Genomic DNA, 26,498 nt, shown 5'->3' on the forward strand with positions numbered 1-26,498 from the left:
TATCGACATCTCCAATATAATGGAATAGTCGATGTGCGACAAGCCTTGCATCATGCTTTCTGCCCGGACAGAGGAAGAAGACACGTTGTACGGGCTCGATGCGCGCGCCGACGACTACATGGCGAAGCCCTTCTCACCAAAGGAACTGGTTGCGCGCATCAAGGCGGTCATGCGCCGGCAATTGCCCTCTGCGGAGGACCCGGTGTCAATCGACCGGCTGACACTGAATCCGGCAACGCACCGTGCGTACGTGCATGATAAAGGTCACGAACTTCAGGTACCGCTCGGCCCGACTGAGTTCAATCTTCTGCATTTCTTCGCCACCCAGAGCGCGTTCACAGCCGGGACACTGTTCGCGAACACGTCTGGGGTGACCTCACCTACATTCAGGAGCGGACTGTCGACGTGCATGTCAAGCGGCTACGAGAAGCGCTTCGACCGTTCGGATACGACGCTGTCATCGAGACAGTACGTGGAAGCGGCTATCGGCTGACCCGGGTGCCGCTTACGACACGCATTGATAGCGCGGCATAACCGTACGGCGGCCGTCATAGGCTCGGCAAGGCCGTCTCTTCATTCCATCGCCGTGCGGCGAGAACACCATCCCACCCAAAAAACCCGTCGTGCCACCGTTATCTCAATAGGTTTAGAATCGTCGCTTAGTTTCCACGACGTTCGAATCATGAAGGAAAAAGACGCCATTAAAGCCCTATCTGCGTTAGCCCAGCCGACGCGGCTCGGTATCTTTCGACTGCTCGTGACAGCCGGTCCGGATGGACTGAGCGTGGGTGTCATTCAGGAGCAGCTCGACTTGGCCAGTGCGACCTTGTCTTTTCATCTGAAAGAACTGACACACGCCGGCCTCATTTCCTCACGCCAGGAGGGACGGTTTGTCTACTACGCGCCAGAAATCGACCAGATGAACGACCTGGTTTCCTTTCTGACCGAGAATTGCTGCCAGGGTGTGGAGTCTGCAGCCTGCGCACCAAAGAAGAAGGTGAAGTGCAAGCCGGTGACGGCCTGAAGCAGCCTGTCCCGATCCGTGTCGGCAGCAGTATTCACATGCCGGTGCCTCCTGCTGTCGACGTTCCCTCAACCGCTCAACTATGTGTCGGGCGTTAAACGCGAAATCACCGGGTTAGCCGCAGCGGACTGACCGACCGATGGTCGCGGGAATTGAGGCAGTAGCTGGGGCACAACACGCTTCCTTTGTGGTTGCCGCGTCATGGCTATCCATGCCAAATAGCGGGATGTCGTCCAACGTGTGATACGTCTCCCACGGGACACCAGCAGGGTCCTGGCTCCAGTATTTGTTGGACGATGCGTAGCAGCATTGCGCCCCCCGCTGCTCAATGAGGTTGACGTTCGCAGCCGTGACCTGCTCGTGCAACGCACTCAGTTCTTCGTCACTATCCACTTGGAAGCCGAGGTGATTCACCCCGACTTCCCCGTCCCGGGCGGAGATGGCGAAGTTCACACGCGGGTCTTCCAGCATCCATTTGGCGTAATCGTCTTTCAGCACCGTGGGCTCGGCACCGAAGAGCCCGCTGTAAAACCGCACGCTCTCGTCGAGCTGCGGGACTATGACGTGCACATGGAATCGCTTCATTTACGCCTCCGTTGCGTTCGATGCGCAGCCGCATTCCTGTTGAGCCGCGCAACAGTTCTCGAGCAGAAAATCGATAAGCGCCTGCATGTTGCTGTAGCTGGCGCTGTAGATAACGTGTCGCCCCTGCGACCGGCCTTCAATCAGGCCCGCGTAGCTCAGCTCTTTCAGATGGAATGAAAGACTTGGCGACGGGAGTCCAAGCGCTTCGGCGATAGCACCCGCGCTCATGCCCACAGGACCTGCTGTAACCAGTAGCCGGAACGTCGCAAGGCGTGATTCCTGCGCCAGTGCCGCAAGCGCCTTGACTGCTGATTTCGAATCGATGGTGGCCATAGGTTTTACTCAATGTCTTCCTGCGAAGGAGCCGATTCGCCAAGCCCCATCGCCAGCGATGCCAGGTCCGTCGTGGGGTCAAGCGGCCGTCCTGCTTCCACACGTTCGCTGTAGCGGTCGATGAGATAGTCCGACCTGCCGCGCAGCAGCAACGTGAACTTCACAAGCTCCTCCATCACATCGACCAGGCGGTCGTAATACGAGGACGGCTTCATGCGGCCTTCCTCGTCGAACTCCTCGTACGCCTTCGCGACTGACGACTGGTTGGGGATGGTGAACATGCGCATCCACCGGCCCAGCTGACGCAGTTGGTTCACCGTGTTGAACGACTGCGACCCGCCGCTAACCTGCATGACGGCGAGCGTTCGCCCCTGAGTGGGACGAATGCCGCCCATCGACAGCGGTAACTGGTCAATCTGTGTCTTCATGACGCCGGAAATCGTGCCGTGACGTTCCGGGCTGCACCAGACCTGTCCTTCAGACCACACCGACAGGTCGCGTAATTCCTTGACTTTGGGATGGCCGTTGCCTTCGACCGCATCCGGATATGGCAGGTCTCGCGGGTCGAAGACGCGCGTCTCTGCGCCGAAGAGCTGAAGCAGACGAGCGGCTTCCTCGACAAGCAGTCGTGAATACGAACGTTGGCGGAGAGAGCCGTACAGCAGCAGGATGCGCACAGGCTCGGCGTCCGGCATGCCAAGACGCGCAGCAATTGCCGTATCCAGGAATTCAGGTTTGGCTGCGGGAAGTGAGGACTCGGTAGAGCGGGACAGGGTCATGGTTGGTGAAAGTCTGGGTCAATCTTTGATATTTCCAAGTTTATGGAAATATCGAGAAATTGCAAGTACAATTGAAAGCAGTACAACTTGGAACTGTTCGGGAGTTCGACGAATTGACGTCCAGCACGAATTTCGACGGGCGTAACCGCGCGCCGAAGCCGGAAAGATGCGGCGTGGTTGCAACGTCGGCGCTCGCCGTCGCACAACTGGTTTCGTGGGGTTCGGTCTATTACGCCTTCTCGCTCTTCGTTGTTCCTATGGAACAGTCGATGGGCTGGGGGCGCACGCAGACCAACGCAGCGCTGTCACTGGGTCTGCTGGTTTCGGGGCTTGCCGCGTATCCTCTTGGTGCCCTGATTGACCATGGTCATGGCCGGAAAATCATGGTGGCCGGCTCCCTTCTGTCCGCTGCAATGCTGCTGTTGTGGTCGCAGGCGCAATCCCTGAGTACCCTCTTTATTGTCTGGACGGGTCTGGGTATCGCGATGGCCGCCACGCTGTATGACCCGGTGTTCGCCATCGTGACGCGGGACTATCCTGCAACCTTCCGAACGAAGATAACGCTCATCACGTTGGTGGCTGGCTTCGCCAGTACCGTGTTTATCCCGTTGACGCAGGGCCTGGTCAGCTGGTTCGAGTGGCGTGGCGCGCTGGTCGCGCTCGCGGCGTGCAACATCGTCATCGCGCTACCGATACATATGGCGGCGATACGCGGAGGCAGCGGTCATTCGACACCAGCCGACGACCGGCTCAGGCTGAAAGAGACGAATCGGGCATCAACGCGCCGCGCGCTGCGAACGCCGACCTTCTGGGGGCTCGCGGTGTGTTTCACTGCGTACTACGCGACCTTCGCGGCTTTGACATTCCATCTCGTACCGTTGATGACAGAACGCGGCGTGTCACACGCAGTGATTCTGACCACGATGGCCCTCATCGGACCGGCCCAGGTGGTTGCGCGAGCCCTCTGGTTTACCGTTGGCCGCAATGTCAGGCCTGCTGTCGTTGGCATCGTCGTGACGACCGTGTTCCCGCTATCGGTGGTGGTACTCCTGCTTGCGAGCACTTCGCCGATTTTGCTGATTCTCTTTGCGCTTCTGTATGGCGGCGCCAACGGCATGATGACGATACTGCGCGGGACCATTGTGCAGGATGTGATGTGGACAGAAGGATATGGAGGAGTCAGCGGTTTGCTTTCGATGCCGTCAAACATCGCGAAAGGGATTGCACCGATTTCGGCTGCGGCCATATGGAGCATCGAGCAAAGATACGTCCCGGTCGAATGGGTGATTCTGCTGGTGTCCTCGATGTCGGCAGGGGCGTTTATCCTTGCCATGCGCTCTGCGCGACGCGCTAGAGTGTGCCTGCAACATCCCGGCTCTCACACGCTCGTCAACGATTGAATTCCAATGGATGACCTCGACATGAAAATTCGTAGTGCTCGCCCCGAAGACATGAAGGCGATACGAGAGCTGCTAGCTGGGTGCAGTCTTCCAGTCGAGGACGTATCGGACACAGCGCCCATACAGTTTCTGGTGGCCGCGAACGACGGGGATGCGATTGCTGGATGCGTGGGAATCGAGACATATGGTCCGGTTGGCCTGCTGCGTTCACTCGCTGTCGTGGCGGATGCTCGCGGGGCGAGGATAGGCCATGCGCTCGTTACCGCAGTGGAAAACGCTGCAAGGCAAGAGGGCATTGAAGAGCTGTACCTGCTCACGAACACGGCAAGCCTATTCTTTCAGGGCAATGCGTATCAGTTGGTCAGTCGCGAATCTGTGCCGCTTGCCGTCAAGCAAACGACGCAATTCTCAATGCTATGTCCAGCGAGCGCCGTATGTATGACCAAGCGCATTTCTATGCAGTAGCGCCTCGAGTATCTTGACCCGCGACCGTGTGACCACCGTCATCGGGCTTCGAGACTCGCTCATGTCGGGCGTGCTCGACGCGTCAGGTCGCGAGGTGTGCCCAATGTCTAGCCTCGGAAGTCGTCGTGCAGATTTGTTCAGCTGAACACCCGCGAAGTTACCGAACCTTGAAGCTTCTGCACTTTTCGCAGCGGTAGTGCTCGATTGCCACTGCGCCTCCGCATTGACCGAAATTCTCCCGGACGTTGTCAGCGAAGCAACCCTGAAGCCTGGTGCACTCTTCGCAGAGTCCAATGCGATTGCCGATGCGTGAGCGAGACTGCCGCGGTCTGAGAAAAAAAGCCCGCAGTGGCGGGCCATCCATCGGTGAAGAACCCGCGAGGAGGCGAGGCGGGCAATTTCGGTATCGCGCGAATTTCGCTGGGTCGCAGCAGATATTTTGGCGGACGTAACTGCCAAATTGCGGGCTACCAGGTTGGTGCGGAATTGTCGTCGGCACACCAGTTTCCTTTCTTCGGCCCTGGTTATCTACCCATGCACGTGTCCATTCCAGAGCGAGGTGCTCGGCCTCGGATTCTGAGTCAAACACGTCAAGAATGTCCGACGCTTTCTGTTCTAGATTTTCTGCTCCCGATGAGCCACGCGACGGGAGCTGGCGTGCCTCGGCCGGTTGCCTTTCGACTGCTGACAGGGACCCGGATAGCCGAGTTGAAGATTTCGAATGCTGGTGTGTAAAAGCGACCTGTCGCCGGCTTGCGGACATGCGCAGCAGCGCCCCTGTCCGACAGAACCGCTGTGGGACGTCCTCCTGAGGAAGCCCACGCCGATAGGGCGACTGCTTGATGCCATCGAGCGGCTACTGCAGGAGGCGCACGGCATCACTTCGCCCCGACGCGCCCGCGATAATTTGAGCTCCAGCTAGCCTGCGGCGCCTGGCTTTTTCGGCTCCTGCGCGAGGCAACGCGTCACGATGCAGGCACAGCCTGTCCCGGTACGCTTCAGGAAACGGATGACAGTCGCAGTCGGGTTATTTGCGGAGGACGTCGGCCAGGTCCTCGAGCGAAGGCGGCTTGATGAGGTAACAGTCAAATTCGCTTTCCACACCTTCGGTCGCAGAGTCCGCCGTGGCGTATCCGGTCAGCGCGACCAGCCGGGTCGACGCGCACTGCGCGAGCTGGCGCAGGCACCACGCCAGTTCGTGCACGTTCATGCCCGGCATGCTGATGTCAATCAACGCGACGTCCGGTGTGAACGATTCCACCAGCGATAGCGCTTCCAGTCCGCTGCCCGCGCGTTTCACCTCGTGACCGTCGAGCGCCAGGAGGGTCGCCAGTGCCTCGGTGGTGTCTGCGCTGTCGTCCACCAGCAGGATGCGCGCCGGTGCTATTCCGTGGCTGGTGGGCGCAAGATGCTCACCCTGGCTTCGGCAGACGATGGGCAGGCGCACGACGACCTCGGTACCCTTGCCCTCGCCGTCACTGGCGATGGCAATCTGGCCCTGGTGAGCATTGACCAGATACCGGACGAGGGGCAGGCCAAGCCCCAGACCGCCTCCGCCCTGCCTGCGAGCCGACGCGGACTGGGCAAACATCTCGAAGACGTGGGGCAGCAGCCCGGACTCGATGCCCATTCCGTTGTCTCGCACCGTGATAATGGCTTCCCGGGGCGTTGAGTCATGTGCGGGTATCGTGGCAGTGTCGGGCGCGTCGACCTGCAGGCTGATTTCGCCGTGACCCGATGGAGTGTATTTCAGGGCGTTCCCCAGCAGGTTCGAGATAACCTGCGTCAGACGGGCCGCGTCGGCAAGGACCGTCACCGGATAGGACGGCAGCGTCACATGCAGTTGATGCTGGCGTCGCACGGCCTCTTCTGCGACGGCCGCCATCGCGTCCTTCACGATGTCGCCAAGCAGGCCGTAGGCGGGACGGACAGACAGCTTGCCGTGCCGGATGCGGGACGCGTCCAGCAGGTCGCCGACAAGCCGCTTCAACTGCCGCACCTGCCTGTCGGCGACTGCGAGCGCCGATAGCACTGCCGGGTTGTCGGTCGCCAGTTTTTGCGCCGCCGCAAGCGCGCTGTCAATCGGGCCGAGCGGATTACGCAGCTCATGGCCCAAGGTCGCAATGAAACTGTCCTTTTGCGCTTCATTGGCAGCAAATGCGTTCCGTGCCGCTTCGGCTTCTTTGGCCCGCGCCTCGGCGTCGGCTCTGGCCTGCGTGACGGTCAATGCCGCGCACGTAAAATCTGCGAGGCTCGTCAGGATGCGCCGGTGCTCGCCGTCAAAGCGGTGGTCAGGGTCATGGGACATGACCCACAGCGCGCCCCATGGCTCGGGCGAGCCCGGAACTGGCACAACCAGTTCTTCCGTCACGTCTGGAGCGACGCGGGCCAGGCAGTCGAACTGGCGTTTGGGAGCATCGAACAGCTGGGGCGCACCCAGTTCAAGCGTGACCCCGGCAGGGCTGTCGGATGGAACGGGGAGTCCCACGAGGCTTGCACAGCGGCCCGAAACCGCTACCCAGCGAAATGCGGAAGCATTGCCGCTGTTGTGGTCACGCAGGCTGATGCCGGCGCTGCCAGCAGCGCACAGTTTGAGCGCCGTGCCGACGAGCGTCTGAAGCATGGCGGAACCCGGTGCGTTCAGCGCCTGGGCGAGCGCGTGCAGCGCCTCGATTTCCGCGGCAAGGTCCGGCGAACGACGCGCACGGGTGTCGAGCTTTTCCGTCACCAGCGCTCCCGCGCGCTGGACGCGATTGACGGCGAAAGATGCGGAAAGCTCATGCATAAGCACTCTCTCCGGTTGGTCATTCTGGTGCGACTGTGGGGGACCATCGTCAATTGTAGATGCACAAGGATGAAATTCCGGATGACCGTGCACGCCGAGGACAGCGAATGCTGCAAACGGCTGTATGCGCGGTCGACCGCAGTTACTGCCTCGTCTTTTCAGCTAGCCGCAGGCTGACTACGTGTGCTCTTCGTTCAATCCCGGGGTGAAGGTCATTTCGGTGGCGACCACAAGATTGCCGGCACGGAGAAGCAGGCGAGCCCCTTTTGCCCGAACATCGCTGCGCCCCCCGGGATGCAGGCGGGTAGGGTCCACCCCACCTCACGCGAGGCCACCTCACCGACGACAGCGTCACTGAAAACTCCGCGAAGCCCGGCACATATTTATACCTCGGACCTGGCGGGCCCGAAACCGAAATGGCCGTTCCGTCGGGTATCCAGGCGGTCAGATAATGAAGGTGGTCGCTTGGGAGTCGACCACCTCGTGTCCGGCAGGTGCAGTGCAGCACCAAAAAGGACGAAGTGAGGACGAAGTGCCACCTCAACAGGTGACGGCCGTCACCGGCACGAGAGAGTGCTCTGTGGTCAACTTCCGCATGTCGGCAGTGGACGGGAGCACTGACCAACTGCCGTCACCGCGCCTGAAGAAGAACAACGCGTACGCTCCCACTGACGACGAAGTCTCGACGCGCACACAGCGCCCGCGCCATCCCGTGTGACCGAACCTGGTGACATGAACCGGTGCCACAGGAACGGGTGCCAGCCACTTTTCCACCTGCCAGCGCAGGGACTGCTCGTTCCTGTTTTTCATGGTCGGCTCCATAGTTTTGCGTTCAGTTGGCGGAACGGCTTCTCGCCGTTCATTTCCTCAACGCCGCAAACGCACGCATTGTTGACCATGAGCATGTGAGTTCTGAAACCGGATATTTCAGTTGAACGGGCTTCAAACCATCGCCCGGAGGAGGACGGCCGAAACTACAGTCCTCTTCGTGCCCGGACCAGTAAAATCCGCGTCTGGTTGCTTAAAGCGACGTTGTGAAGGCCGTCAACCACGCCGGACTCGCGGCCAGCAATGCTGTCGCCAAGTGTCTTGTCCAACCCCCATGAGCACGAGCATGCCGAAGGCGATGAATACCGTTTCCGCTCCGTACGAAGCCGCTCTCGTTGTGCCAGAGGACTGCAGACAAGCGCTACCCTTCCGCAAACACGACAACCAGCGTGAGTATTCCGACGAGACCGGCGCCTGCGCAGACGAGTAGCACGGCTCCCGCAGCACAGTCTTTGGCTGCACCGATTGCAGGATGATGCTCGGGATGCAAGTGGTCGGCCAGTCTTTCGAGGGCTGTGTTGAAGAGCTCGGCCGCGAGGACCAGCACGGCCATCGTCAGGCATAGCGCCGAAAACACAAGCGGCGGCCGTAACCAAACCAATACCAGAGGTAATGCGGCCGCGAACCCTGCCTGGATGCGAAAGCTGCGCTGCGTTCGCCAGGTGGCGGCAACGCCGGCCAGCGCATCGCCGACGCTTTGCATGAAGCTCCTTTTCGTCATGATTCACTCCGATTCTCTCATCGGCAGGATACCGTGTAGGTCCTGCGCGGCCAGCACGTGGAGCGTGATTCAGTCCGAGCACCGAGACGTCTCCCTAGGCAACCAGCTCGTCGTGATCAAGTTCATGTCCGAGATCAACTTCGTCAGCTCGGCGCGGCAGGGCGACATCATCGAACTCGGCATGAGGCGACCCATTTCGGCACGACGTCGATCACGCTGCGCTGCGAAGTGCGCAACAAGATCACGCGCAAGAGCATCCTGACCGTCGAAAAGATGGTGTTCGTGAATCTCGACGAAAACGGCCTTCCGGCGCCGCACGGCCGCACAAAGATCCGCTACGCCGACGAGGCATTCGAGCGCTACAGCGAAAAGCTGCGCGCGATGCAGCATCAACCAGCGATGCTTGCGGCTTCGGAAGATGCCGAAGCGGTCGATGCCGTCGATCAGAAAGCGGACGCAGCGCACTGACGCGCGGCGCGACGGTTGCGGTTGATCGCCGTTATCCTTCTCGGCTAGCTGAGTCGATTACACAAGAAATCCCCGGCTGGTTGCGTGACCAGCTGGGGATTTTTTGCATCCACAGGAAAAAAACAAAAGCGGCTTATTGCGAAGGGGACTTATCGGGTGAGGACGAGGGTGACGGCGACGCGTCCGGCTGCTTTGCAGCGGGAGCCGCGCCTTGCCCCGGCGCTGCCCCCGACGGGTTCGACATAGAGGGCGCGGGCGTACCGTCGGTGGGCGCCGTCGTCGAGGCGGGCGGCGGCGCGGACGTGTCGCCCGGATCTTCGTAGTTGGGCAGGCCGTCGTCATTGGCGGGCGGCGTCCGCTTTGCCCCGCCTGCGCCCGATGCGCCTTCCGGCGGCGCGGCATTGCCCGGGGCTTCGTAGTTCGGCAAGCCGGTGGGCGCCGCACCCGGAACAGTCGACGGCGCCACGCCCGATGCCCCCGAAGGCGCCTCCGCACCCGAATCCTCGGGCTCGCTATAGTTCGGCAGATTCGAAGCGGGTGCGCCGGCGCTGCGCAGCAGCGAGCGGCGCTGCTGCGTGTAGGCGTCGCGGACGAACGAGTACTTGTCGAGCGCGGCCTGTTCCAGCAGCGTCGTCGCGCCGAGCAGATCCGAACGCACGCTGACGAACTGCAGGAAGTACAGCGGGTACTTGTACTCCGCGTCCAGATACGTCATCGGATTCGCGCGGAAATCGACGAAATAGCCGAGGCCGTCGCGGAACGAACTCGGCCCGAAGAGCGGCAGCACCAGATACGGACCCGACGGCACGCCCCAGCGCCCGAGCGTCAGGCCGAAGTCCTGCTTGTGCTTCGGCAGGCCGGCAGGCGTCGCGAAATCGATCAGGCCGCCGATGCCGAACGTCGAGTTCATCGCAAAGCGCATCAGGCTTTCCGTTGCGTCCTTGATGTGCAATTGCAGAAGGCTGTTGGCGAAGTTATCCAGATCGCCGAGGTTCGAGAAGAAGTTGCTGATCGCCTGGCGCAGCGGCTGCGGCGTGACCTTCTGATAGCCCTTCGCGATCGGCACCGCGACGGTGCGATCGAGTGCATCGTTGAAAGTGAAAATCGCGCGATTCATCGGCTCGAGCGGGTCGCCGGGCTTCCGGTCCGGTCCCGTTGCACACCCCGTCGCAAGACTCGCGGTGGCCAGTGCCAGCGCGGCTGTTCGCATCTTCATGCGGCTATCCTTGTTGTTTCTTCAGTGCGCGGCGAGCGCGCGGTTTGCCCATCAATACTGGCTGAAATACCACAGCGCCTGTCAGCGTGCAGACAAGGGACAGCGCCAGCAGCCGTCCCATGCTCGATGTACCCGGATGGTGCGACAGCCACAGACTGCCGAATGCCGTCGCCGTGGTCGCCGCGCTGAACAGCACGGCATGCGTGAGACTCGATTGCAGCAGGCCCGTCTGTCCCCGGCGCCATGCCATCACGAAGTAGATCTTGAACGCCACGCCGACGCCGAGCATCAGCGGCAACGCGATGATATTCGCGAAGTTCAGCGGCATGTCGAACGCGACGCACAACTCCAGCGTGACGATAGCCGACACCAGCAGCGGCACGAGCGTGCGCAGCACGTCGCCGAACCGGCGCAGCGTGAGCCACAGCAGCACCGTGATCGACAGGATCGCCCACGCGGCCGCCTGCAGGAACGCCGTAATGATCACATTCGCCGAATGCAGGATCGAGATCGGCCCGCCGATTGCACCGGGCTCCGCCGTCTTCACGGCCTTCGCGAAGTTGCGCAGCATCACGTCGTCGCCGGGATCGGTGCCGGGCGGCACCTTCGGCGAAATCTCGACGAGCGCCTGGCCCGTCTTCGATACCCAGCTGTCCGCAATGTCCTTCGGCACGTTCTCGCGCGTGATTTCCGCTGGCTGCAGCAGGGCCGTCAGCTGGTTCAGCGAGATTTTCAGCGGTTCCGACATTGCACGTTCGGCGCGGTCGCGTGTCGAGACGTCGGCGTTGGCGAGCTTGGTCAGCGTATCCGACAGATGCTTCGCTTCGGCGGCACCGGGGCCGGGGTGATCCTCGGAGGCGAGCGCGAGCTGGTTCGCGCAGCGCTTCAATGCGGCGACGCGCACGGCATCCGTGGCGGGCGGCGCGGGCTTTTGCGTGAGCGCGGGCAACAGCTGCTGGGCGGCCGCCGAAATCAGCGCGAGCTTTTGCGGCTGGTCGGGGGGAATGTACGTGGAGAGCGTCGTCGTGCGGCCGACTTGCGGCAGCTTCGAGAGCCGCGCGGCGATCGTGTCCGCGGCCGCCAGCGAAGGCGCGAGCGCGCGCACGTTGTTGACGGCGGCTTCGGGCGCGTCGTTGAGCGAGATCAGCGTCGCCATCGACTCCGTGTTCGGGTCCTTCAGGTGCAGCGGATTGAAGTCGAAGCGCAGATGCAGCAGCAGCGGCGACGCGCCGATGATCGCCAAGGCCGTCGCGATCAATACGGGCGTGCGATTGCGGTCGAGAAAGTCGTCGACAGGCGCAAGGAACTTGAAGCCTGGCGACTCGGGTTCGCCCGGCGGATTGAGCACCTTGATGAGCGCGGGCAGCAGCGTCATGTTGGTCACGTACGCGACGAACATGCCGACGCCCGCGATCTTGCCCAGTTCCGACACGCCGCGATAAGCCGTCGGCAGGAACGAAAAGAAGCTCTCGGCAACGGCGACGGCGGCGAGCGTCAACGGCACGCCGATGCTGTAGGCGGTGTGAATGAGCGCGGCCGCCAGCCGGTCGTCACGATTGCGCTCCTCGCGATACTTCACGCCGAACTGCACGCCGAAGTCGACGCCGAGCCCGACGAACAGCACCATGAACGCGACGGAAATCATGTTCAGTGCGTCGACCATCATCAGGCCGAGCGCGGCCGTGATCGCGAGGCCCACGAACAGCGTGACGAACACGGCGAAGATCAGGCGCCCCGAGCGCAGCGCGAGCCACAGAATGCCAAGCACGACGAAGAACGTCGCGATGCCGTTGATCTCCGCGCCGTCCTGCACCGATGCGAACTCTTCATCGGCGAGCGGCTGCTCGCCTGTCAGCCGGATGCGCGCGCCGTATTGCGCATCGAGATCGAGCGATGCGGCCGTCTTGCGAATCTCTTCCGACGCATGCGCGCCCGCTTGCAGCGCCGCATAGTTGACGACGGGCTGCACCACGATGAACGCGCGCGCGGGCACTTTCGCCGCGTCCTTGTCGACGAGCGCGCGCCACGAGAACACGGCGGGCTCGTTGGCGAGCACGTGGTCGATCACGGTCGCGCTGCGCGACAGCAGGTTGCTCATGTCGGCGAGCTTCACCTGGCCGATCTGCAGCGGCAACAGCAGGCTCGTTGTCAGCGTGCCCGCAAGACCCGTCAGGCTCGGATCGTGCGCGAGCGAGTTGATGAGGGGACGCGCCTTGACGAGCTGCCCGGTTGTCGATTGCACTTCGCTGACGGAAGGAAACAGCAAGCCGTTCTTTTCGAAGAACGGCCCGCTGCCCGGTTGGGATACCGCGACGAACTCCTTCGTTTCCTTTTGCAGTTCCGTGGCGAGCGTGTTGGCGGCGGCGTTCGCGTATTCGGGCGCGCCCGCCTCGACGACGACGAGCAGCGTTTGTCCGCGATCGGGGAAGGCCTTGTCGATCTGCTTTTCCAGCGCGGACCATTGCGCATCGTTCTCAACGAGACGGCTGGTGTCGGTATTGATCTTGAAGTGATGAACGACATAGATGGCGCTCAGCACGGCGAGCACGAGCGACAGCCCGATGACCTGCAGCGGACGGCGCACCGACCAGACAACGAGGCGAACGATTGAGGACTTCAGCATGTACGCGAGCGGGACCTAGTCAGATTGGTGTTATTGGCAGAGGGCACAAGTATACCGACGCGGCCGGCGCAAGGTCGCGTAAGCGAACGCAGTGCGGCCCGTCAAAGCCGGTATACTGGCCCGTACCCCCGCGGCGGAAGCGGCCTGTTCCGCGCGGGGTCATTCTCAATTGTCCCGATGAGCGTATGAAACGTTATATCTCTGCTTTTCTGGCGGCCGCCGTGGTCTCCACCGCGGCTTTCGCACAAAGCGCGCCTGATGCGATCGTGAAGAGCGCGGTCGAAGGCACGGTCAATGCGATGAAGGCCGACCCGCAGGCACGCGGTGGCGACATGAAGAAGATCACGCAAGTGGTCGAGTCACATTTCGTGCCCGCGACGAACTTCCAGCGCACCACGCGCATCGCAGTCGGTAAAGCCTGGAGCACGGCGACGCCCGAACAGCAAAAACAACTGTATGAGCAATTCACGAAACTGCTTGTCGGTACTTATGCCGCATCGCTGTCGCAACTGCGCGATCAGGATGTGAAGTTCCGCTTCCAGCCAGCGAACGCGTCGGCCGATGCAAAAGACACCGTCGTTCAGTCCCATGTGCTGAGCAACGGCGGCGACGATTCAATCGACTACCGCCTGGAAAAAACGGCGAACGGCTGGAAGATTTACGACATCAACATGATGGGCGCGTGGCTAATCCAGGTGTATCAGACGCAGTTCCAGGAGCAGCTGTCGAAGGGCGGCGTCGACGGCCTGATCAAGTTCCTCACGCAGCACAACGCGCGCAGCGCCGGCTGACAAACTGCCTTGATCGCATAGCTTCGCGCGCCGCACGGCGAGGCCCACGCGGCGAAGCACGAACAAAAAGAGCGCAACGGTTTGAACCGTTGCGCTCTTTTTTCATGCGGCCTCGATCAGATTCAGTTCAACGCGGCTGCTGACGTCTGCACCTTTTTGCCCGTGCCCGCGCGCTTGATGTCTTCGAGCTTGATCTCGACGTGACGCGAAAACACGTATTCGGCGGGACGCTGCCTGTCGAGCGGGATGTCCTTCGCGAATTCGCCCGTCGTTCGCGCGCCCGTCAGGCTGACCTTGAACGCTTTCAGCGGATGCGAGACCGTGTCCATCACGGCCGTCGCTTCGAAGCCGCAGTGGACCATGCAGTCCGCGCACTTCTCATAGTTGCCCGTGCCGTACTTGTCCCAGTCGGTGGTTTCCATCAGTTCCTTGAAGGTCTTCACGTAACCTTCGCCGACCAGATAGCACGGCTTCTGCCAGCCGAACACGGTGCGCGCCGGGTTGCCCCACGGCGTGCATTCGTAGGTCTGGTTGCCCGCGAGGAAGTCGAGGAACAGGCTCGACTGGCTGAATGACCACTTCTTGCCGTTGTCGCCGCGCTTGAAGATTTCGCGGAACAGCTGCTTGGTCTTTTCACGGTTCAGGAAGTGCTGCTGGTCGGGCGCGCGCTCATACGCATAGCCCGGCGACACCGTGATGCCGTCGACACCCATCGGGCCGACCGTGTCGAAGAACGCGGCGACGCGTTCCGGCACGGCATCGTTGAACAGCGTGCAGTTGATGTTCACGCGGAAGCCGCGGCGCTTGGCTTCCCTGATTGCCGCGACGGCCTTGTCGTACGTGCCGTCCTGCGACACCGAGTGGTCGTGCATTTCGCGGTCGCCATCCAGGTGCACAGACCAGACGAAGTACGGATTCGGCTCGTAGTCGTCCATCTTCTTTTCCATCAGCAGCGCGTTCGTGCACAGGTACACGAACTTCTTGCGCGCCATGATGCCCTTGACGATCTGCGGCATTTCCTTGTGCAGGAGCGGCTCGCCGCCCGCGATCGAAACGACGGGTGCGCCGCATTCGTCGACGGCTTCGAGGCATTCGGCCAGCGACAGACGCTGGTTGAGGATGGGGTCCGGATAGTCGATCTTGCCGCAGCCGTTGCACGCGAGGTTGCAGCGGAACAGCGGCTCGAGCATCAGCGCGAGCGGATAGCGCTTGTTGCCCTTCAGGTGCTGACGCATGATGTACGCGCCAACCCGGACTTTTTGTAGCATCGGAATAGACAAATCGTCCTCCTTTAAACTTCGCGTGCAGCGAGTGGTTGCGTCAGTTTCGACGGCAACTTGAATTCAACTTTTTCTTCACGTCCCGCCATCGTCGTAACGTCGACGGGGCCCAGTGCGCGAAGCGCATCAATGACGTTCTCGACCATTTCTTCAGGTGCCGAGGCGCCCGCCGTAAGGCCGACCGTCCCGACGCCTGCGAACCATTCCAGCTTGAGTTCGGAGCCGTCGGCGACGAGGTAGCTCGGCACGCCCGATTCGCTGCCGATTTCACGCAGGCGATTCGAATTCGAGCTGTTCGTTGCGCCTACCACCAGCAGAACGTCCACCTGCGAACTGAGCTCGCGCACGGCGGCCTGGCGGTTTTGCGTCGCGTAGCAGATATCGCGCGTATCGGGGCCGACGATATCCGGGAAACGGCGCTTCAACGCATCGATGATGCCGCGCGTGTCGTCCACCGACAGCGTGGTCTGCGTGACGTACGCAAGCGGTGTATCAACGGACAGTTCCAGCTTTGCGACGTCGGCTTCGCTTTGTACCAGCAGCACGGGCCCAGGAATCTGACCGATCGTGCCTTCCACTTCGGGGTGGCCTGCGTGGCCGATCAGGATCAGCGTGCGGCCCGCAGCGACGTACTGCCGTCCTTGCACATGCACCTTGGTCACGAGCGGGCAAGTCGCGTCGAGCACATCCAGACCGCGCCGTTCCGCGTCGCGTTCGACGCTTTGAGCTACACCGTGGGCACTGAAAATCGCAACTGCGCCCTGTGGCACTTCATCGAGTTCTTCGACGAAACGCGCGCCTTTGCGGCGAAGATTATCGACCACGTGCCTGTTGTGGACGATCTCGTGACGCACATAAACAGGTGCGCCATGTTGCTGCAAAGCGCGATCGACAATCTCGATCGCCCTCACGACTCCCGCACAAAAGCCGCGGGGTTGGGCAAGGATGACTCGCATAGGCTGGCGAACTCCGACTGACGCGGGTTTCCGGCCAGATCGGTAAAAAGGACCTGTTCGCCGCGTCTATATAGTTGATTGTCTTAAATCCGACGAAAGTCGATACTCGAGACCAAACGCGCATTCTAACGCTATCGCCGTCTGTTTGCTTTTTTGATGCTTTGGGCTGTAGTGTTTCGCGCGGCAAAAATGACTCGCTGCGCCCGGTGACGGGAACCCTTAAAATATCGGGCCTCGTCGCGCGTCCGCACGCTGCGCAACATTTGGGCGCGGGCGTTGAATTTTCTGCGAGGTTTTTCACGGATGGCGCATTCTTGAACGCATCGAGACGGCCGTCTATCACATATTCGATGATCGGACAGCGGTCGTTTTCCACGATTGGCGCGTCGTCGCGGCGGGTGTTGCCGCGCGCGTCCGCAACCGCGCATCGCAGCGCGGCTTCCAAAGAGGGCAATGCATGATTGCGGCGGTTCTGTTTCTGTTAGCGTGTCTGTCGCTCCTGATCTGGTGTGTGCTGCTGTTCGCGCGCGGCGGCTTCTGGCGCGCGCATCCCGCTGCGCCGCTCGCGCCCGGCACGCGCGATACGTGGCCCGGCGTCGCCGCCGTGGTGCCGGCGCGCAACGAGGCGGACGTGATCGCGCGGGCTGTCACGTCGCTGCTCGCGCAGGACTATCCGGGCGAGTTTCACGTGATCGTCGTCGACGACCACAGCACCGACGGCACCGCCGACGCCGCCCGTGCCGCCGCGCTCGCGCTGAAGTGCCCGGACCGGCTGACGGTGATCGGCGCGAAGCCGCTGCCTGCGGGCTGGTCGGGCAAGGTATGGGCGCAGTCGCAGGGCATCGAGGCCGTGCGCGCGCTCGGCTACGTGCCCGAGTATCTGCTGCTGACCGACGCCGACATCGGCCATCCCGACGACGCGCTCACGCAACTCGTATTGCGCGCTGACGCGGAAAAGCGCGATCTCGTCTCGCTGATGGTCCGCCTGCGCTGCGATTCGTTCTGGGAAAAGGCGCTGATTCCCGCCTTCGTGTTCTTCTTCGCGAAGCTCTACCCGTTCTCGTGGGTCAACAATCCGCGCAATCGTACGGCCGGGGCGGCGGGCGGCTGCATGCTGGTGCGCCGCACGGCGCTGGAAGAAGCGGGCGGCATCGAGTCGATTCGCGCGGAACTGATCGACGATTGCAGCCTTGCTGCGCGCATCAAGCATCGCGGCGAAGGGCGTCACCCGATCCGGCTGGACGTGGCGGCGCGCAGCGTGTCGCTGCGTCCTTACGACAGCTGGCGCGAGATCTGGAACATGATCGCGCGCACCGCGTTCACGCAGCTGCGCTATTCGGCGTGGCTGCTCGCGGGCACGCTGCTCGGCATGACGATCATCTATCTCGTGCCGCCCGTGGTCGCCATCGTGCTCGGGCCGAAGGGCTGGCCCGCGTGGCTCGCGTGGGCGGCGATGTGCTGCGCGTATGCGCCGATGCTGCGCTATTACAACCGCTCGCCGCTGTGGGCGCCGTTCCTGCCGCTCGTCGCGCTGTTCTACGTCAGCGCGACGTTCGGCTCGGCCGTGCGCTACTGGCGCGGCAAGGGCGGCCAGTGGAAGGCGCGCGTGCAGGCGCCCGCCGGGTCGAATCAATGAGACGGCGCGTCTGCCTGATCGTGCTGTCGCTGGGCCTGATGCAGGCCGCACTGGCAGACGATCAGACCAGTCACGACCACATGTCCGCTTATCTGCGTCAGAAGTTCGGCCTCGCAAAGGAGAAGGCCGAACAGATCTCGAATGCAGTGCGCACCGCGTCTGAAAAGTACGCGCTGCCGCCCGCGCTGATTCTGGCGGTCATCTCGATCGAATCGCGCTTCAAGGAAAAGGCCAGGGGCGGCAACGGCGCGACGGGGCTGATGCAGGTCGTGCCCGGCGCGCACAAGCGGATGTTGAAAGACGTGAAGGATCTGACCGATCCGGACACGAACATCGAAGTCGGTTCGGCGATTCTGTATGGCTACGTGAAATCGGCGGGCGGCGATCTGAATGCCGCGCTGAAGAGCTACGGCGGGTCGCAGGCGTATGCGGAGAAGGTCAACGGCCGGGTGAAATCGTTCGCGGAAGTGCTGGAGGCCGAGGCGGCCGCGGCATCGGGCGCGGACCAGCCGCTGCCGTCGCGAGACGGCGGCTGTGATGCGCGCTGGACCTCGCTGTGTATCGGGCCCGTTGTCTACGTGAGCCCTGTGGACGACGCCGCCGACACGCCCAGCGTCTCGCAGCGCGCGGCCAGCCTGCTCAATTCACTGATCCCGCATTCGCACTGAACAGGCGCGACGAAACGAAGGGCGCGGATCGACGAGCCGCCATGCGCATCACTTTTGCGTGAGCATCATGTACATCTGGATGACCATGTCCGGCGAGAACTGGAACGGCACCCAGCCATGTCCCGTATGACGCAGCACCAGCAGACGGTCGCCGTTCGATTGCTTCTGCACAGCCATCACCGGGTTCTTCGTCGAGACGAAACGCCAGCCGGCGGGCAGGTTCGGCGGGACTTCGGGCTCCATCGACGCGCGCGCGTTCGACAGTTCCTCGACCAGCTGACCGACCTGCGACGGATGCAGCGTGACCGACTTGCCGCCGATCGTCATCGTGATTTCGTTCTGGCTCGGGCGTTCGATATGCAGCGTCGGCTTTTCGTCAGCCGCCGCATCATCGGCTTCCTGCGGCTCGGCTCGTGCTTCCGCCGTAGTTTCCGCAGTTTCGATGGGCGCTTCGACGGCGGCGGCCGCTGCTTCGACGGCGGAAGAGGCCGCCTCGACCTGTTGCCGGGACGTGGTGAAAGCTTGAATCAGCTGATCGACGCCCGTTTCGAGCGCGCCAATCTGTTCGTGAAGGTTCATGCGTAGTTCTCTTGTAAGACCGGCGATTTTACCTTCTGCGCGCCGACGTTAAACTTCGTGTCGGCATCGAGTTGTAACAAAGCGTACGTGCAGATCGCCGCGCCTGCCTCACGTCTTCAGATAACCCGCATCGCGGAACCAGTCGAGCGCATCGCGCAGTCCCTCGCGATAGGGCCGCGCGCGATAGCCGAGCTCGCGCTCCGCTTTCGCGGACGTGAAGTACATCTTGTTCTTCGACATCTTCAGGCCGTCGACGGTCACGAACGGCTCGCGCTTCGTGAACTTCGCGACGGCTTCCGCGCCCATCGCGAGCGGATACAGCGGCCAGCGCGGCAACGCGATGGTCGGCGGCTTGCGTCCGACGATGCCCGCGATATCGGCGAGCATCTGTTGCAGCGGCAGATTCTCGCCGCCGAGGATATAGCGCTCGCCGATCTTGCCGCGTTCCAGCGCGAGGAAATGGCCCATCGCGACGTCATCGACGTGCACGAGGTTCAGCCCCGTATCGACGAAAGCGGGAATCTTGCCGAGCGCCGCTTCGACGATGATGCGGCCCGTCGGCGTTGGCTTCACGTCGCGCGGACCGATGGGCGTCGACGGATTGACGATGACGGCGGGCAGGCCGTCGTTCGCGATCATCCGTTCGACCGCGCGCTCCGCGAGCACTTTGCTTCGTTTGTACACGCCGATCGCCTGCTGCGGCGTCATCGGCGATGTTTCGTCGACCGACTGGCCCGAGCTCGTCACCTTCAGTGTCGCGACGCTGCTCGTGTACACGATGCGCTCGACGCCTTCCTTCAGCGCGGCGCGCATCGTCGCTTCCGTGCCTTCCAGATTCGAGCGCTCGATTTCGTTCGGGTCCGGCGCCCACAGCCGATAATCTGCCGCGACGTGCAGCAGATAGCGCGCGCCGCGCAGCGCCGCGCGCATCGACGCCTCGTCGCGCATGTCGCCGATGGCGATCTCCGCGTCGAGCGATTCGACGTTGCGGCGCGGACTCGTCGGACGCACGAGCACGCGCACCGCGAAGCCCTTTTGCTGCGCGATGCGCGCAACTGCCGAGCCGACGAAACCGGATGCGCCGGTGACGAGTACGAGATCGCGAGTCTGATCGGTCATTGCCTGCCGTTTCCCTTTTGCCGTTTTTTCTACTGCTGCCCAAATGGCGTATCGCAGAGGTCGGATTGTACGTGTTGCGCTTGAAGGACTGTCGATGGCGCGCGTCGTGCTCGCGTGCCCGTCAGTAAGCAAAGCCCACGCGGCGCGACTAGAATGCCCGCGTGAACGCATGGAAACGCATAAGGAGGTGAGAGCATGTCCGGCACGGATCTCGATTCGCGGCTCGAAACGTATTACGTGCGCGTGCGCGGCATGGTGCAGGGCGTCGGTTTTCGTCACGCGACCGTGCGCCAGGCGCATGCGCTGGGTATCCGCGGATGGGTGGCGAACATGGACGACGGTTCCGTCGAAGCGATGCTGCAAGGGCCGGCGAATCAGGTCGACCGGATGCTGTCGTGGCTGCGTCACGGGCCGCCGGCGGCGCGAGTCACCGAAGTGACAGGCGAAGAGCGCGCCAGCGACAAGCGTTTCGAACGCTTCGAGCAGCACTGACGCGTACGAAGCACGCGAATCACTTGAATGAATGAAGCAGAAAAAAGCGCGCGGCACCGCGCGCTTTTTCCATGCTGACGAATCAGCGCGCTACCAGCAGGCTTTCCGCAAATCCCCAGTCGCGCTCGATCCATTGATGACTGCACTCGAAGCCCGCGTCGTCGGCGATCGCGTGCAGTTCTTCCGGACGGTACTTGTGGCTGCTTTCCGTCCAGATTGTCTCGCCTTCTTCCAGTTCGACCGACAGCTTCGCCGCGCGCACCTGCGCGCTCACGCGCCGTTTCGCGCGCAGATGCATTTCGACGCTGCGCACGTCGGGGTTGAAGCGCGCGACGTGCTCGAACGCGTCGAGCGGAAAGTTGCCATCCAGTTCGCGATTGATCCGCGCAAGCAGATTCAGGTTGAATGCGGCCGTCACGCCGATGGGATCGTCGTACGCCGCGATCAGCACGGGCACCGGCTTTTCGAGGTCGGTGCCGAGCAGCAGCGCATCGCCGGGCGCGAGCATGTTGCGGATGTCGCGCAGAAAACGCGTGGCGGCAAGCCGGCCGAAATTGCCGATCGTGCTGCCGAGAAACAGCACGAGCAGCGGCTCGTCCTTGGCGCGGCGCTTGCTCACTTCGGCAAGCCCCGCGAGATAGTCACGCTCATAGCCGACGATCGAAATGCGTTCGATGTCACCGAGTTCGCGGCGACATAATTGCAAAGCGGTGCGCGAAATTTCAATCGGGCAGTAAGAGGTGGGGCGCTTCTTGCACAGCGCTTCGAGGATGCGGCGCGTCTTGCGGCCGCTGCCGCTGCCCAGTTCCGCGACGATCGCATCGTGCGGCAACTGCGCGACGATATCGGTCGCGTGCTGCGCGAGCAGGCATTCTTCGGCGCGCGTGACGCCGTATTCGGGCAGCGCGGTGATCACTTCGAAGAGCGCCGATCCCACTTCATCGTACAGATACTTCGACGGCAATTCCTTCTGAGGCTGCTTGCTGAGGCCAGCGCGGACGGCGGCGGCAAACTCCGGCGATACGTCGTGCGACAGATGATGCGATACGGCTGGCTGAGTCATGTTGGCTCCGTGTTGGCTCGTTTCCAGTGATGACTTGAGGACTGCGGGAAGCAAATACGTTGGAGTGAGTGAACCGGCCTGCGTTCATGCGAGGTAGCGTGAGCGCGTTCGATGACCGGGGCGTGTCTGCGTTCACACATCCTGTGAAGCAGATTGAAAGCCGCGCGCGTGCGGCGTTGAACGGTACAGTCAAGCAAGAACCGCGCACGAACGGCGTGAGAGCTAAACAGGAGCGCGTCCGTCATTCCACCGAAGATTCGCCGACGTCACGCAGCGCAGAGATGGAGTTAGATTTTATAGTCCATCGTGCGTGAATATGCACGCACGCGTTTCGGCCAGAAAACGCGACGTGGCGCGTGCAACCCGTCTAGAATGCGCGCTTCACGCGATGGCCGCGCTCCACATTCGGAGACGCGCGCTGCGCAGTTAAAACAAGACTTAAACAATGGACGACATCACTCGCGCTATCGTGCCCCGCCTCGTGTTTTGCAAGCGTTACCTTTCGAAGTGGACGGGCCGATGAGCGCATATCAACCGGGGCGCGGCATCGCGTTGTCCGTGACGGCATCGATGCTGTTTGCGCTGATGTCCGTGTACGCGAAGCTGCTGACGCCGCTAACAGGGCTCGATATCTTCGCGTGGCGCGTGATCTGGACCGTGCCCGGCGCTTTCGCATTGATCGCTGTGCGCTCGCGGCTGCCGCAGCTGCGCGCGCTCGTGCAGCGCGCGATCAGCGAGCCGCGCACGGCGCTCGCGCTGGCCGTCAGCGCCGCGTTGCTGGGCGTGCAGCTGTGGGTGTTTCTGTGGGCGCCGCTGCACGGACGGATGCTCGAAGTGTCGCTCGGCTATTTTCTGTTGCCGTTGACGATGGTCCTCGTCGGCCGCTTTTACTATCACGAGCGGCTGGAGCCGTTGCAGTGGCTCGCTGTCGCTTGCGCGGCGCTCGGCGTGCTGCACGAGCTATGGGTGACGCGCGCGTTCTCGTGGCCCACGCTGCTCGTCGCGCTCGGTTATCCGCCGTATTTCGTGCTGCGTCGCAAGATCAACGCCGATTCGCTGACGGCATTCGCGCTCGAAGTGTCGTTGATGCTGCCGTTCGCGCTCGCGATGGCGCTCAACGGCGGCTCGCTCGCATTGCTATCGGGGCGCATCGACATGTGGCTGTTGCTGCTGCCCGGACTCGGCGCGCTGAGCACGGTCGCGCTCGCGTCGTATCTGAAGGCGAGCCGTCTGTTGCCGATGGCGCTCTTCGGCATCCTCGGCTATGTGGAGCCCGTGTTGCTCGTGATCGTGTCGGTGACGCTGCTCGGCGAGACGATGACGGCTCAACAGCTTGGCACCTATGTGCCGATCTGGATCGCCGTCGGATTGACGGGGCTGCACGGCGTGCGTCTGCTGGCGCCGGGTTGAATCGCTGCACCTACACCGTTCGCGCCACGCCCGTGGCCGTGCGATGTCGCCGCGCTGGGGTCTTATGCGTGGCCACGCGCGGCGTTGATGCGCGTCGGACCGGCTTTCGCTTCGATTGCGTCGCGCAATGCCGGACGCCATCCGAACGCAAAAAGCGCTTCGGCGAGCACGAACAGCGGCCCGATCACGAGACCGATCAGGTCATCGACGAATGCGGGCTTGCGGTGCTCATACGCGGCGTGTCCCACGAACTGAATGATCCAGCCCACGACGAACAGACCGGCGCCCAACGCGAGCCATGAAAGCGTCGACTGCGCGGCGAGCCAGGTGCCGCACGCGATGCACAGCGCGTAAAGGACGGCCATCATCAGGCCGAGCGGCACGTCGAGCGCGAGGTAGTAGGCCACGCTCAGCACGACCAGCAGCAACGCCGGCGACACCGGGAACGGCAGCGCTGCAAACGTCCACGCGGGCCGGCTCAACAGCACCGCGAGCGCCAGCACGATCATCGGAATGCCGACGAAGTGCGTCGCGATGTTGCGGCGGTCACGGTGATAGGCCGCGTATTGCACAAGCTGGTCAGTGAGCGTTCTCATGGATGCCCGTCCTCGTTGAAAGTCATCATAATCGCGGTCGGCGGGCCACGACACATTCGGCTAGCCGACAATCCGGCCTGTTCAAACCGACCCAACCGACGGACCGCGCTTCGAACCGATGACGCCAGACACTCCATCGAACCCGCCCGAGTTTGTCGCGTTGCTCGAACGCAGCGCGTGGTTTCGCGGCGCGCCCGATGCGCTGCGTATGCAACTGCTCGAACTCGGCCGCACGCGGCGGGCGCCGGCGGGCCAGCGGCTCTTCAGTCGCGGCGATGCCGACGACGGCTTCTATTGCGTGCTCGACGGCCTGATGCGGATTGGCGCGGCAAACGCGGCCGGCAAGGAAGCGCTGCTCGCCGTGATCGAGCCCGTGAACTGGTTCGGCGAGATCGCGCTGTTCGACGGCCAGCCGCGCACGCACGACGCCTATGCGGAGCGCGATACGCTGCTGTTCCATGTGCCGCGTGCGGCGCTTTCGTTGATGCTCGAACGCAATCCCGCGTTCTGGCATCCGTTCGGCCTGCTGCTGACGCACAAGCTGCGCCTCGCATTCGACGCGATCGAAGAGGCCGCGCTGCTGCCCGCCGCGCAACGCGTCGCGCGGCGGCTGTTGCTGATGGCGGGCGGATATGGCGACGCGGGCACGCTGCGGCGCGTGCTGAAATTGCCGCAGGAAGATCTCGCGATGATGCTCGCGTTGTCGCGTCAAACCACGAATCAGATCTTGCGGCAGTTCGAAACGCAAGGCGCGCTCGCGCTGCGCTATGCGGAGATCGAGATCGTCGATGCGCAGAAGCTGAGCGCGTTTGCTGCGTCGGCGGATAGCGGGGCGGCGCGTAGCTGAGCGGTTGCCGCGCCGCGTTGACGGGCGCCGACCGCCCCGCGCCGAGCACTAGAACGGGTTGTCGATCACGCCCGGCTTCGCGTCGGGCTCCTCCTTGACCTGCTCCGGCAGATGCGCGTCCGCCTGCAACGCGGCAACGACGCTGTCGAGCGCCTCCTTGAGCGCCAGCGCCGCCTTCAGCCCGCGCTTGTCCTTTGTGATGTCGAGCGTGCCGCTCACGACGACGCGCGTGGTGCCGTTCGACACCGTCAGCGCGTCGCCCTGGATGTTGAGCACATCGTCGTCGTTCGAATACGCTTTAAACACCTTTCAGCCCTCCCGGACGCTGGTCCTTGAGTTTTTCCGGAATGCCCGGAAAGCGAATTCCGCTCATCGCTTCGAGCTCGTGCACGGTCTTCACGTCGTAGCGGTCGGTCGCCACGTTGTCCGCGACGATCGCGAACGCGAGCTTCTTCGACGGCACGTAGACGACCTTGAACAGTTGCGTCGGCACGAATACGCGCGTCGGCCCGATGGTCTGCAACTGCGAGCCCGTGAAAAGCGGCCCCGTGACGACATACGTGTCGTCGTACTTCTTCGACAGCGCGCGCACGGCCGTCTCGATGTGCGACCACAGGTGCTGGTTGTTGACACGATTCTGCGGCACGACGTTCGCGAGCGAAAACGATTGTGCCATCGCTTCCTCGTTCCAGCGGTTGCCCGCGGGACTCATGTGGCCGCGATCGAAGCCGCTGCGCTTGTAGTCGGCGAGCGTTGCGCCTTCGCCATCGGGCAGGCGCGAGTCCTCGAAGAATCTGTTCGTGCGGACCATGTCCTTCGCGGCCTCGATATGGTCGCGCGTCAGATGCTCGGCGGACCACAACGGGCCGTGCGTGATGCCGGAATGCAGGACGGCGAAATCCGAATAGCACAGCATGTGCGTCTTCGGCGTCATCTTTGCGTTCGTCAGCACGGGCCATTGGGCGTCGGGCGTGAAATCCGTGCAGGACGGTGCCGCCGATACATGGCTCGCGGCCACGATCAGCAGACTGGCTAACCACTTCTTCATGGATGTGAAAGCGAATGAGGGGCCGCAAGTATAGCCGCGCGTGCTATGTGCGAGGCAAGGACTACATGCGATTTGCACCGCATCGCCGCCGCAATCGGCAAAAGCGTAACGACAGCGTCAGTGAGCGGCAATTTATGCTGATTTCGCTTGGACGAAAGGAGTGGAGTAAGAATGCAGAGCGAATGAAAATCCGCGCCCGCCGAGGGACGGCGGGGCGGGGCTCAACTAATGGAAGCGAAAGGAATCAGTCGAAAGCGAAGCGGTCCGAACCGGACTCAGCGTCCGAACACGCTGTGCTCGGCGTGAACAGGCAGCCGGTCGACGGCCTGCAGACGCCAGAAGCCGTTCATCGGCGAACGCGTGCGGTCGGACGACCACGCCGCGCTGCCTTGTGCTGAACTGACCTGCTGCCGCCGGTCCACGTGCAGGCCGTTCAACGTGCATAAGGGTGCGTCTGCGCTGGGCGCGCAAAGCTTGGTGACGCCGTCCTCGTCATGAAGTTCGCCCCAAGGGGGCAGGTCGATCCCATCGTGTGCCTCTCTCGACCAGCGACGCTCGTCGGTGTCGAGCCATAGCACGGCGTAATCGTGATTGACGGTGGGGTCCGAACCGTTGATCAATATCGTCAGCCGCATTAGACAGTCCCCCGGTGAAAAAGGTGGTGCGCTTCTCAGTCTATGCCGGGCCGGACGTTATGCAAGACAAACAGCTATCGCGAAGATTGAAAAACCCAATTGGGAACGCATCGCTGAACACCTAGATTAAATGAACGGCACAGGTGCGCGC

25 protein-coding genes and 2 pseudogenes are annotated in these 26,498 nt (G+C 62.5%); 11 read left to right on the top strand and 16 right to left on the bottom strand.

Features of this window, described 5'->3' with window-relative positions; genetic code table 11:
• Positions 1–43: 43 nt before the first annotated feature.
• Positions 44–534: pseudogene (locus tag GCT13_RS00985) on the top strand (winged helix-turn-helix domain-containing protein); the annotation flags it as partial.
• 148 nt (positions 535–682) lie between these two features.
• On the top strand, positions 683–1,024 hold the full coding sequence (locus GCT13_RS00990; RefSeq protein WP_152754909.1) for an ArsR/SmtB family transcription factor: 342 nt from the start codon (positions 683–685) through the stop codon (positions 1,022–1,024).
• A gap of 114 nt (positions 1,025–1,138) precedes the next feature.
• Here the strand turns inward: GCT13_RS00990 and GCT13_RS00995 are convergent, their stop codons facing one another.
• From GCT13_RS00995 to arsH, 3 genes are read right to left on the bottom strand one after another with little or no spacing between them, the layout of a single operon-like run.
• The gene (locus tag GCT13_RS00995; protein ID WP_152754910.1) at positions 1,139–1,609 is read right to left on the bottom strand and encodes an ArsI/CadI family heavy metal resistance metalloenzyme; all 471 of its coding nucleotides are present in this window, start codon (positions 1,607–1,609) and stop codon (positions 1,139–1,141) included.
• Positions 1,610–1,942, bottom strand: coding sequence for an ArsR/SmtB family transcription factor (locus GCT13_RS01000; RefSeq protein WP_152754911.1), 333 nt, complete (start codon positions 1,940–1,942; stop codon positions 1,610–1,612). It abuts the gene before it with no gap.
• A gap of 5 nt (positions 1,943–1,947) precedes the next feature.
• Positions 1,948–2,721, bottom strand: a complete 774-nt coding sequence (gene arsH / locus GCT13_RS01005) for an arsenical resistance protein ArsH (protein WP_152754912.1) — start codon at positions 2,719–2,721, stop codon at positions 1,948–1,950.
• A 173-nt stretch (positions 2,722–2,894) separates the two neighbouring features.
• On the opposite strand from arsH, the gene GCT13_RS01010 reads away from it, so the two are divergent.
• Positions 2,895–4,121, top strand: coding sequence for an MFS transporter (locus GCT13_RS01010; RefSeq protein ID WP_321574144.1), 1,227 nt, complete (start codon positions 2,895–2,897; stop codon positions 4,119–4,121).
• A 6-nt stretch (positions 4,122–4,127) separates the two neighbouring features.
• Positions 4,128–4,586: an arsenic resistance N-acetyltransferase ArsN2 gene (gene arsN2, locus GCT13_RS01015; RefSeq protein ID WP_152754913.1), complete on the top strand. Its 459-nt coding sequence runs from the start codon at positions 4,128–4,130 to the stop codon at positions 4,584–4,586.
• A gap of 1,027 nt (positions 4,587–5,613) precedes the next feature.
• Here the strand turns inward: arsN2 and GCT13_RS01025 are convergent.
• Positions 5,614–7,371, bottom strand: coding sequence for a hybrid sensor histidine kinase/response regulator (locus GCT13_RS01025; protein ID WP_152754915.1), 1,758 nt, complete (start codon positions 7,369–7,371; stop codon positions 5,614–5,616).
• Between the two features lie 1,189 nt (positions 7,372–8,560).
• Complete coding sequence (locus GCT13_RS01035) at positions 8,561–8,902, bottom strand: diacylglycerol kinase (RefSeq protein WP_227746689.1); 342 nt, start codon at positions 8,900–8,902, stop codon at positions 8,561–8,563.
• A gap of 112 nt (positions 8,903–9,014) precedes the next feature.
• On the opposite strand from GCT13_RS01035, the pseudogene GCT13_RS01040 reads away from it, so the two are divergent.
• Positions 9,015–9,388: pseudogene (locus tag GCT13_RS01040) on the top strand (hotdog domain-containing protein); the annotation flags it as partial.
• A 133-nt stretch (positions 9,389–9,521) separates the two neighbouring features.
• Here the strand turns inward: GCT13_RS01040 and GCT13_RS01045 are convergent.
• Both GCT13_RS01045 and hpnN read right to left on the bottom strand, forming a co-directional pair.
• The gene (locus GCT13_RS01045; RefSeq protein WP_152754918.1) at positions 9,522–10,604 is read right to left on the bottom strand and encodes an MlaA family lipoprotein; all 1,083 of its coding nucleotides are present in this window, start codon (positions 10,602–10,604) and stop codon (positions 9,522–9,524) included.
• A 4-nt stretch (positions 10,605–10,608) separates the two neighbouring features.
• Positions 10,609–13,227: a hopanoid transporter HpnN gene (gene hpnN, locus GCT13_RS01050; protein ID WP_152754919.1), complete on the bottom strand. Its 2,619-nt coding sequence runs from the start codon at positions 13,225–13,227 to the stop codon at positions 10,609–10,611.
• Between the two features lie 185 nt (positions 13,228–13,412).
• Between hpnN and GCT13_RS01055 the strand changes: the two genes are divergently transcribed.
• Entirely contained in the window at positions 13,413–14,018 is a 606-nt protein-coding gene (locus GCT13_RS01055; RefSeq protein ID WP_152754920.1) for an MlaC/ttg2D family ABC transporter substrate-binding protein, read from the top strand.
• A 122-nt stretch (positions 14,019–14,140) separates the two neighbouring features.
• Here GCT13_RS01055 and hpnH read toward each other — a convergent pair whose 3' ends face one another.
• Both hpnH and ispH read right to left on the bottom strand, forming a co-directional pair.
• Complete coding sequence (gene hpnH / locus GCT13_RS01060; protein ID WP_152754921.1) at positions 14,141–15,298, bottom strand: adenosyl-hopene transferase HpnH; 1,158 nt, start codon at positions 15,296–15,298, stop codon at positions 14,141–14,143.
• Positions 15,299–15,309: 11 nt separating this feature from the next.
• Positions 15,310–16,254 (bottom strand): 4-hydroxy-3-methylbut-2-enyl diphosphate reductase, encoded by a 945-nt coding sequence (ispH, locus tag GCT13_RS01065; RefSeq protein ID WP_152754922.1) that lies wholly within the window; start codon positions 16,252–16,254, stop codon positions 15,310–15,312.
• Positions 16,255–16,711: 457 nt separating this feature from the next.
• On the opposite strand from ispH, the gene GCT13_RS01070 reads away from it, so the two are divergent.
• Together GCT13_RS01070 and GCT13_RS01075 are read left to right on the top strand one after the other, a co-directional pair.
• The gene (locus tag GCT13_RS01070; RefSeq protein WP_152754923.1) at positions 16,712–17,890 is read left to right on the top strand and encodes a glycosyltransferase; all 1,179 of its coding nucleotides are present in this window, start codon (positions 16,712–16,714) and stop codon (positions 17,888–17,890) included.
• On the top strand, positions 17,887–18,558 hold the full coding sequence (locus GCT13_RS01075) for a lytic transglycosylase domain-containing protein (protein ID WP_152754924.1): 672 nt from the start codon (positions 17,887–17,889) through the stop codon (positions 18,556–18,558). The genes GCT13_RS01070 and GCT13_RS01075 overlap by 4 nt, the downstream gene beginning before the upstream one ends.
• A gap of 48 nt (positions 18,559–18,606) precedes the next feature.
• Here the strand turns inward: GCT13_RS01075 and GCT13_RS01080 are convergent, their stop codons facing one another.
• The gene (locus GCT13_RS01080; protein ID WP_152754925.1) at positions 18,607–19,137 is read right to left on the bottom strand and encodes a hypothetical protein; all 531 of its coding nucleotides are present in this window, start codon (positions 19,135–19,137) and stop codon (positions 18,607–18,609) included.
• A 108-nt stretch (positions 19,138–19,245) separates the two neighbouring features.
• Positions 19,246–20,256: a hopanoid-associated sugar epimerase gene (gene hpnA / locus GCT13_RS01085; RefSeq protein WP_152754926.1), complete on the bottom strand. Its 1,011-nt coding sequence runs from the start codon at positions 20,254–20,256 to the stop codon at positions 19,246–19,248.
• Positions 20,257–20,451: 195 nt separating this feature from the next.
• Here hpnA and GCT13_RS01090 point away from each other — a divergent pair, with 195 nt between their 5' ends.
• Positions 20,452–20,748: an acylphosphatase gene (locus tag GCT13_RS01090; RefSeq protein WP_152754927.1), complete on the top strand. Its 297-nt coding sequence runs from the start codon at positions 20,452–20,454 to the stop codon at positions 20,746–20,748.
• An 82-nt stretch (positions 20,749–20,830) separates the two neighbouring features.
• Here the strand turns inward: GCT13_RS01090 and egtD are convergent, their stop codons facing one another.
• Positions 20,831–21,811, bottom strand: coding sequence for an L-histidine N(alpha)-methyltransferase (egtD, locus tag GCT13_RS01095; RefSeq protein WP_152754928.1), 981 nt, complete (start codon positions 21,809–21,811; stop codon positions 20,831–20,833).
• A 519-nt stretch (positions 21,812–22,330) separates the two neighbouring features.
• On the opposite strand from egtD, the gene rarD reads away from it, so the two are divergent.
• Complete coding sequence (rarD, locus tag GCT13_RS01100) at positions 22,331–23,221, top strand: EamA family transporter RarD (protein WP_152754929.1); 891 nt, start codon at positions 22,331–22,333, stop codon at positions 23,219–23,221.
• Between the two features lie 62 nt (positions 23,222–23,283).
• Here the strand turns inward: rarD and GCT13_RS01105 are convergent, their stop codons facing one another.
• A complete protein-coding gene (locus tag GCT13_RS01105) occupies positions 23,284–23,817 on the bottom strand; it encodes an Mpo1 family 2-hydroxy fatty acid dioxygenase (protein WP_152754930.1) in 534 nt (177 codons plus the stop codon).
• Positions 23,818–23,935: 118 nt separating this feature from the next.
• Here GCT13_RS01105 and GCT13_RS01110 point away from each other — a divergent pair, with 118 nt between their 5' ends.
• A complete protein-coding gene (locus GCT13_RS01110) occupies positions 23,936–24,664 on the top strand; it encodes a Crp/Fnr family transcriptional regulator (RefSeq protein WP_152754931.1) in 729 nt (242 codons plus the stop codon).
• A 48-nt stretch (positions 24,665–24,712) separates the two neighbouring features.
• On the opposite strand, the gene GCT13_RS01115 is transcribed toward GCT13_RS01110, so the two are convergent.
• The 3 genes from GCT13_RS01115 to GCT13_RS01125 form a co-directional block, all read right to left on the bottom strand.
• The gene (locus GCT13_RS01115; RefSeq protein ID WP_321574126.1) at positions 24,713–24,970 is read right to left on the bottom strand and encodes a hypothetical protein; all 258 of its coding nucleotides are present in this window, start codon (positions 24,968–24,970) and stop codon (positions 24,713–24,715) included.
• The gene (locus GCT13_RS01120) at positions 24,963–25,712 is read right to left on the bottom strand and encodes a DNA/RNA non-specific endonuclease (RefSeq protein ID WP_152754932.1); all 750 of its coding nucleotides are present in this window, start codon (positions 25,710–25,712) and stop codon (positions 24,963–24,965) included. The genes GCT13_RS01115 and GCT13_RS01120 overlap by 8 nt, the downstream gene beginning before the upstream one ends.
• Positions 25,713–25,987: 275 nt before the next feature.
• Positions 25,988–26,347 (bottom strand): DUF3564 domain-containing protein, encoded by a 360-nt coding sequence (locus tag GCT13_RS01125; RefSeq protein ID WP_087736615.1) that lies wholly within the window; start codon positions 26,345–26,347, stop codon positions 25,988–25,990.
• Positions 26,348–26,498: the final 151 nt, after the last annotated feature.

It is taken from the genome of Paraburkholderia franconis (genome assembly GCF_009362735.1).
Classification (GTDB): domain Bacteria; phylum Pseudomonadota; class Gammaproteobacteria; order Burkholderiales; family Burkholderiaceae; genus Paraburkholderia; species Paraburkholderia franconis.

Coding starts and splice junctions, on each gene's coding strand:
- GCT13_RS00990 (WP_152754909.1), top strand. CDS start 683: ATGAAGGAAAAAGACGCCATTAAAGCCCTATCTGCGTTAGCCCAGCCG.
- GCT13_RS00995 (WP_152754910.1), bottom strand. CDS start 1,609: ATGAAGCGATTCCATGTGCACGTCATAGTCCCGCAGCTCGACGAGAGC.
- GCT13_RS01000 (WP_152754911.1), bottom strand. CDS start 1,942: ATGGCCACCATCGATTCGAAATCAGCAGTCAAGGCGCTTGCGGCACTG.
- arsH (WP_152754912.1), bottom strand. CDS start 2,721: ATGACCCTGTCCCGCTCTACCGAGTCCTCACTTCCCGCAGCCAAACCT.
- arsN2 (WP_152754913.1), top strand. CDS start 4,128: ATGGATGACCTCGACATGAAAATTCGTAGTGCTCGCCCCGAAGACATG.
- GCT13_RS01025 (WP_152754915.1), bottom strand. CDS start 7,371: ATGCATGAGCTTTCCGCATCTTTCGCCGTCAATCGCGTCCAGCGCGCG.
- GCT13_RS01035 (WP_227746689.1), bottom strand. CDS start 8,902: ATGCAAAGCGTCGGCGATGCGCTGGCCGGCGTTGCCGCCACCTGGCGA.
- GCT13_RS01045 (WP_152754918.1), bottom strand. CDS start 10,604: ATGAAGATGCGAACAGCCGCGCTGGCACTGGCCACCGCGAGTCTTGCG.
- hpnN (WP_152754919.1), bottom strand. CDS start 13,227: ATGCTGAAGTCCTCAATCGTTCGCCTCGTTGTCTGGTCGGTGCGCCGT.
- GCT13_RS01055 (WP_152754920.1), top strand. CDS start 13,413: ATGAAACGTTATATCTCTGCTTTTCTGGCGGCCGCCGTGGTCTCCACC.
- ispH (WP_152754922.1), bottom strand. CDS start 16,254: ATGCGAGTCATCCTTGCCCAACCCCGCGGCTTTTGTGCGGGAGTCGTG.
- GCT13_RS01070 (WP_152754923.1), top strand. CDS start 16,712: ATGATTGCGGCGGTTCTGTTTCTGTTAGCGTGTCTGTCGCTCCTGATC.
- GCT13_RS01075 (WP_152754924.1), top strand. CDS start 17,887: ATGAGACGGCGCGTCTGCCTGATCGTGCTGTCGCTGGGCCTGATGCAG.
- GCT13_RS01080 (WP_152754925.1), bottom strand. CDS start 19,137: ATGAACCTTCACGAACAGATTGGCGCGCTCGAAACGGGCGTCGATCAG.
- hpnA (WP_152754926.1), bottom strand. CDS start 20,256: ATGACCGATCAGACTCGCGATCTCGTACTCGTCACCGGCGCATCCGGT.
- GCT13_RS01090 (WP_152754927.1), top strand. CDS start 20,452: ATGTCCGGCACGGATCTCGATTCGCGGCTCGAAACGTATTACGTGCGC.
- egtD (WP_152754928.1), bottom strand. CDS start 21,811: ATGACTCAGCCAGCCGTATCGCATCATCTGTCGCACGACGTATCGCCG.
- rarD (WP_152754929.1), top strand. CDS start 22,331: ATGAGCGCATATCAACCGGGGCGCGGCATCGCGTTGTCCGTGACGGCA.
- GCT13_RS01105 (WP_152754930.1), bottom strand. CDS start 23,817: ATGAGAACGCTCACTGACCAGCTTGTGCAATACGCGGCCTATCACCGT.
- GCT13_RS01110 (WP_152754931.1), top strand. CDS start 23,936: ATGACGCCAGACACTCCATCGAACCCGCCCGAGTTTGTCGCGTTGCTC.
- GCT13_RS01120 (WP_152754932.1), bottom strand. CDS start 25,712: ATGAAGAAGTGGTTAGCCAGTCTGCTGATCGTGGCCGCGAGCCATGTA.
- GCT13_RS01125 (WP_087736615.1), bottom strand. CDS start 26,347: ATGCGGCTGACGATATTGATCAACGGTTCGGACCCCACCGTCAATCAC.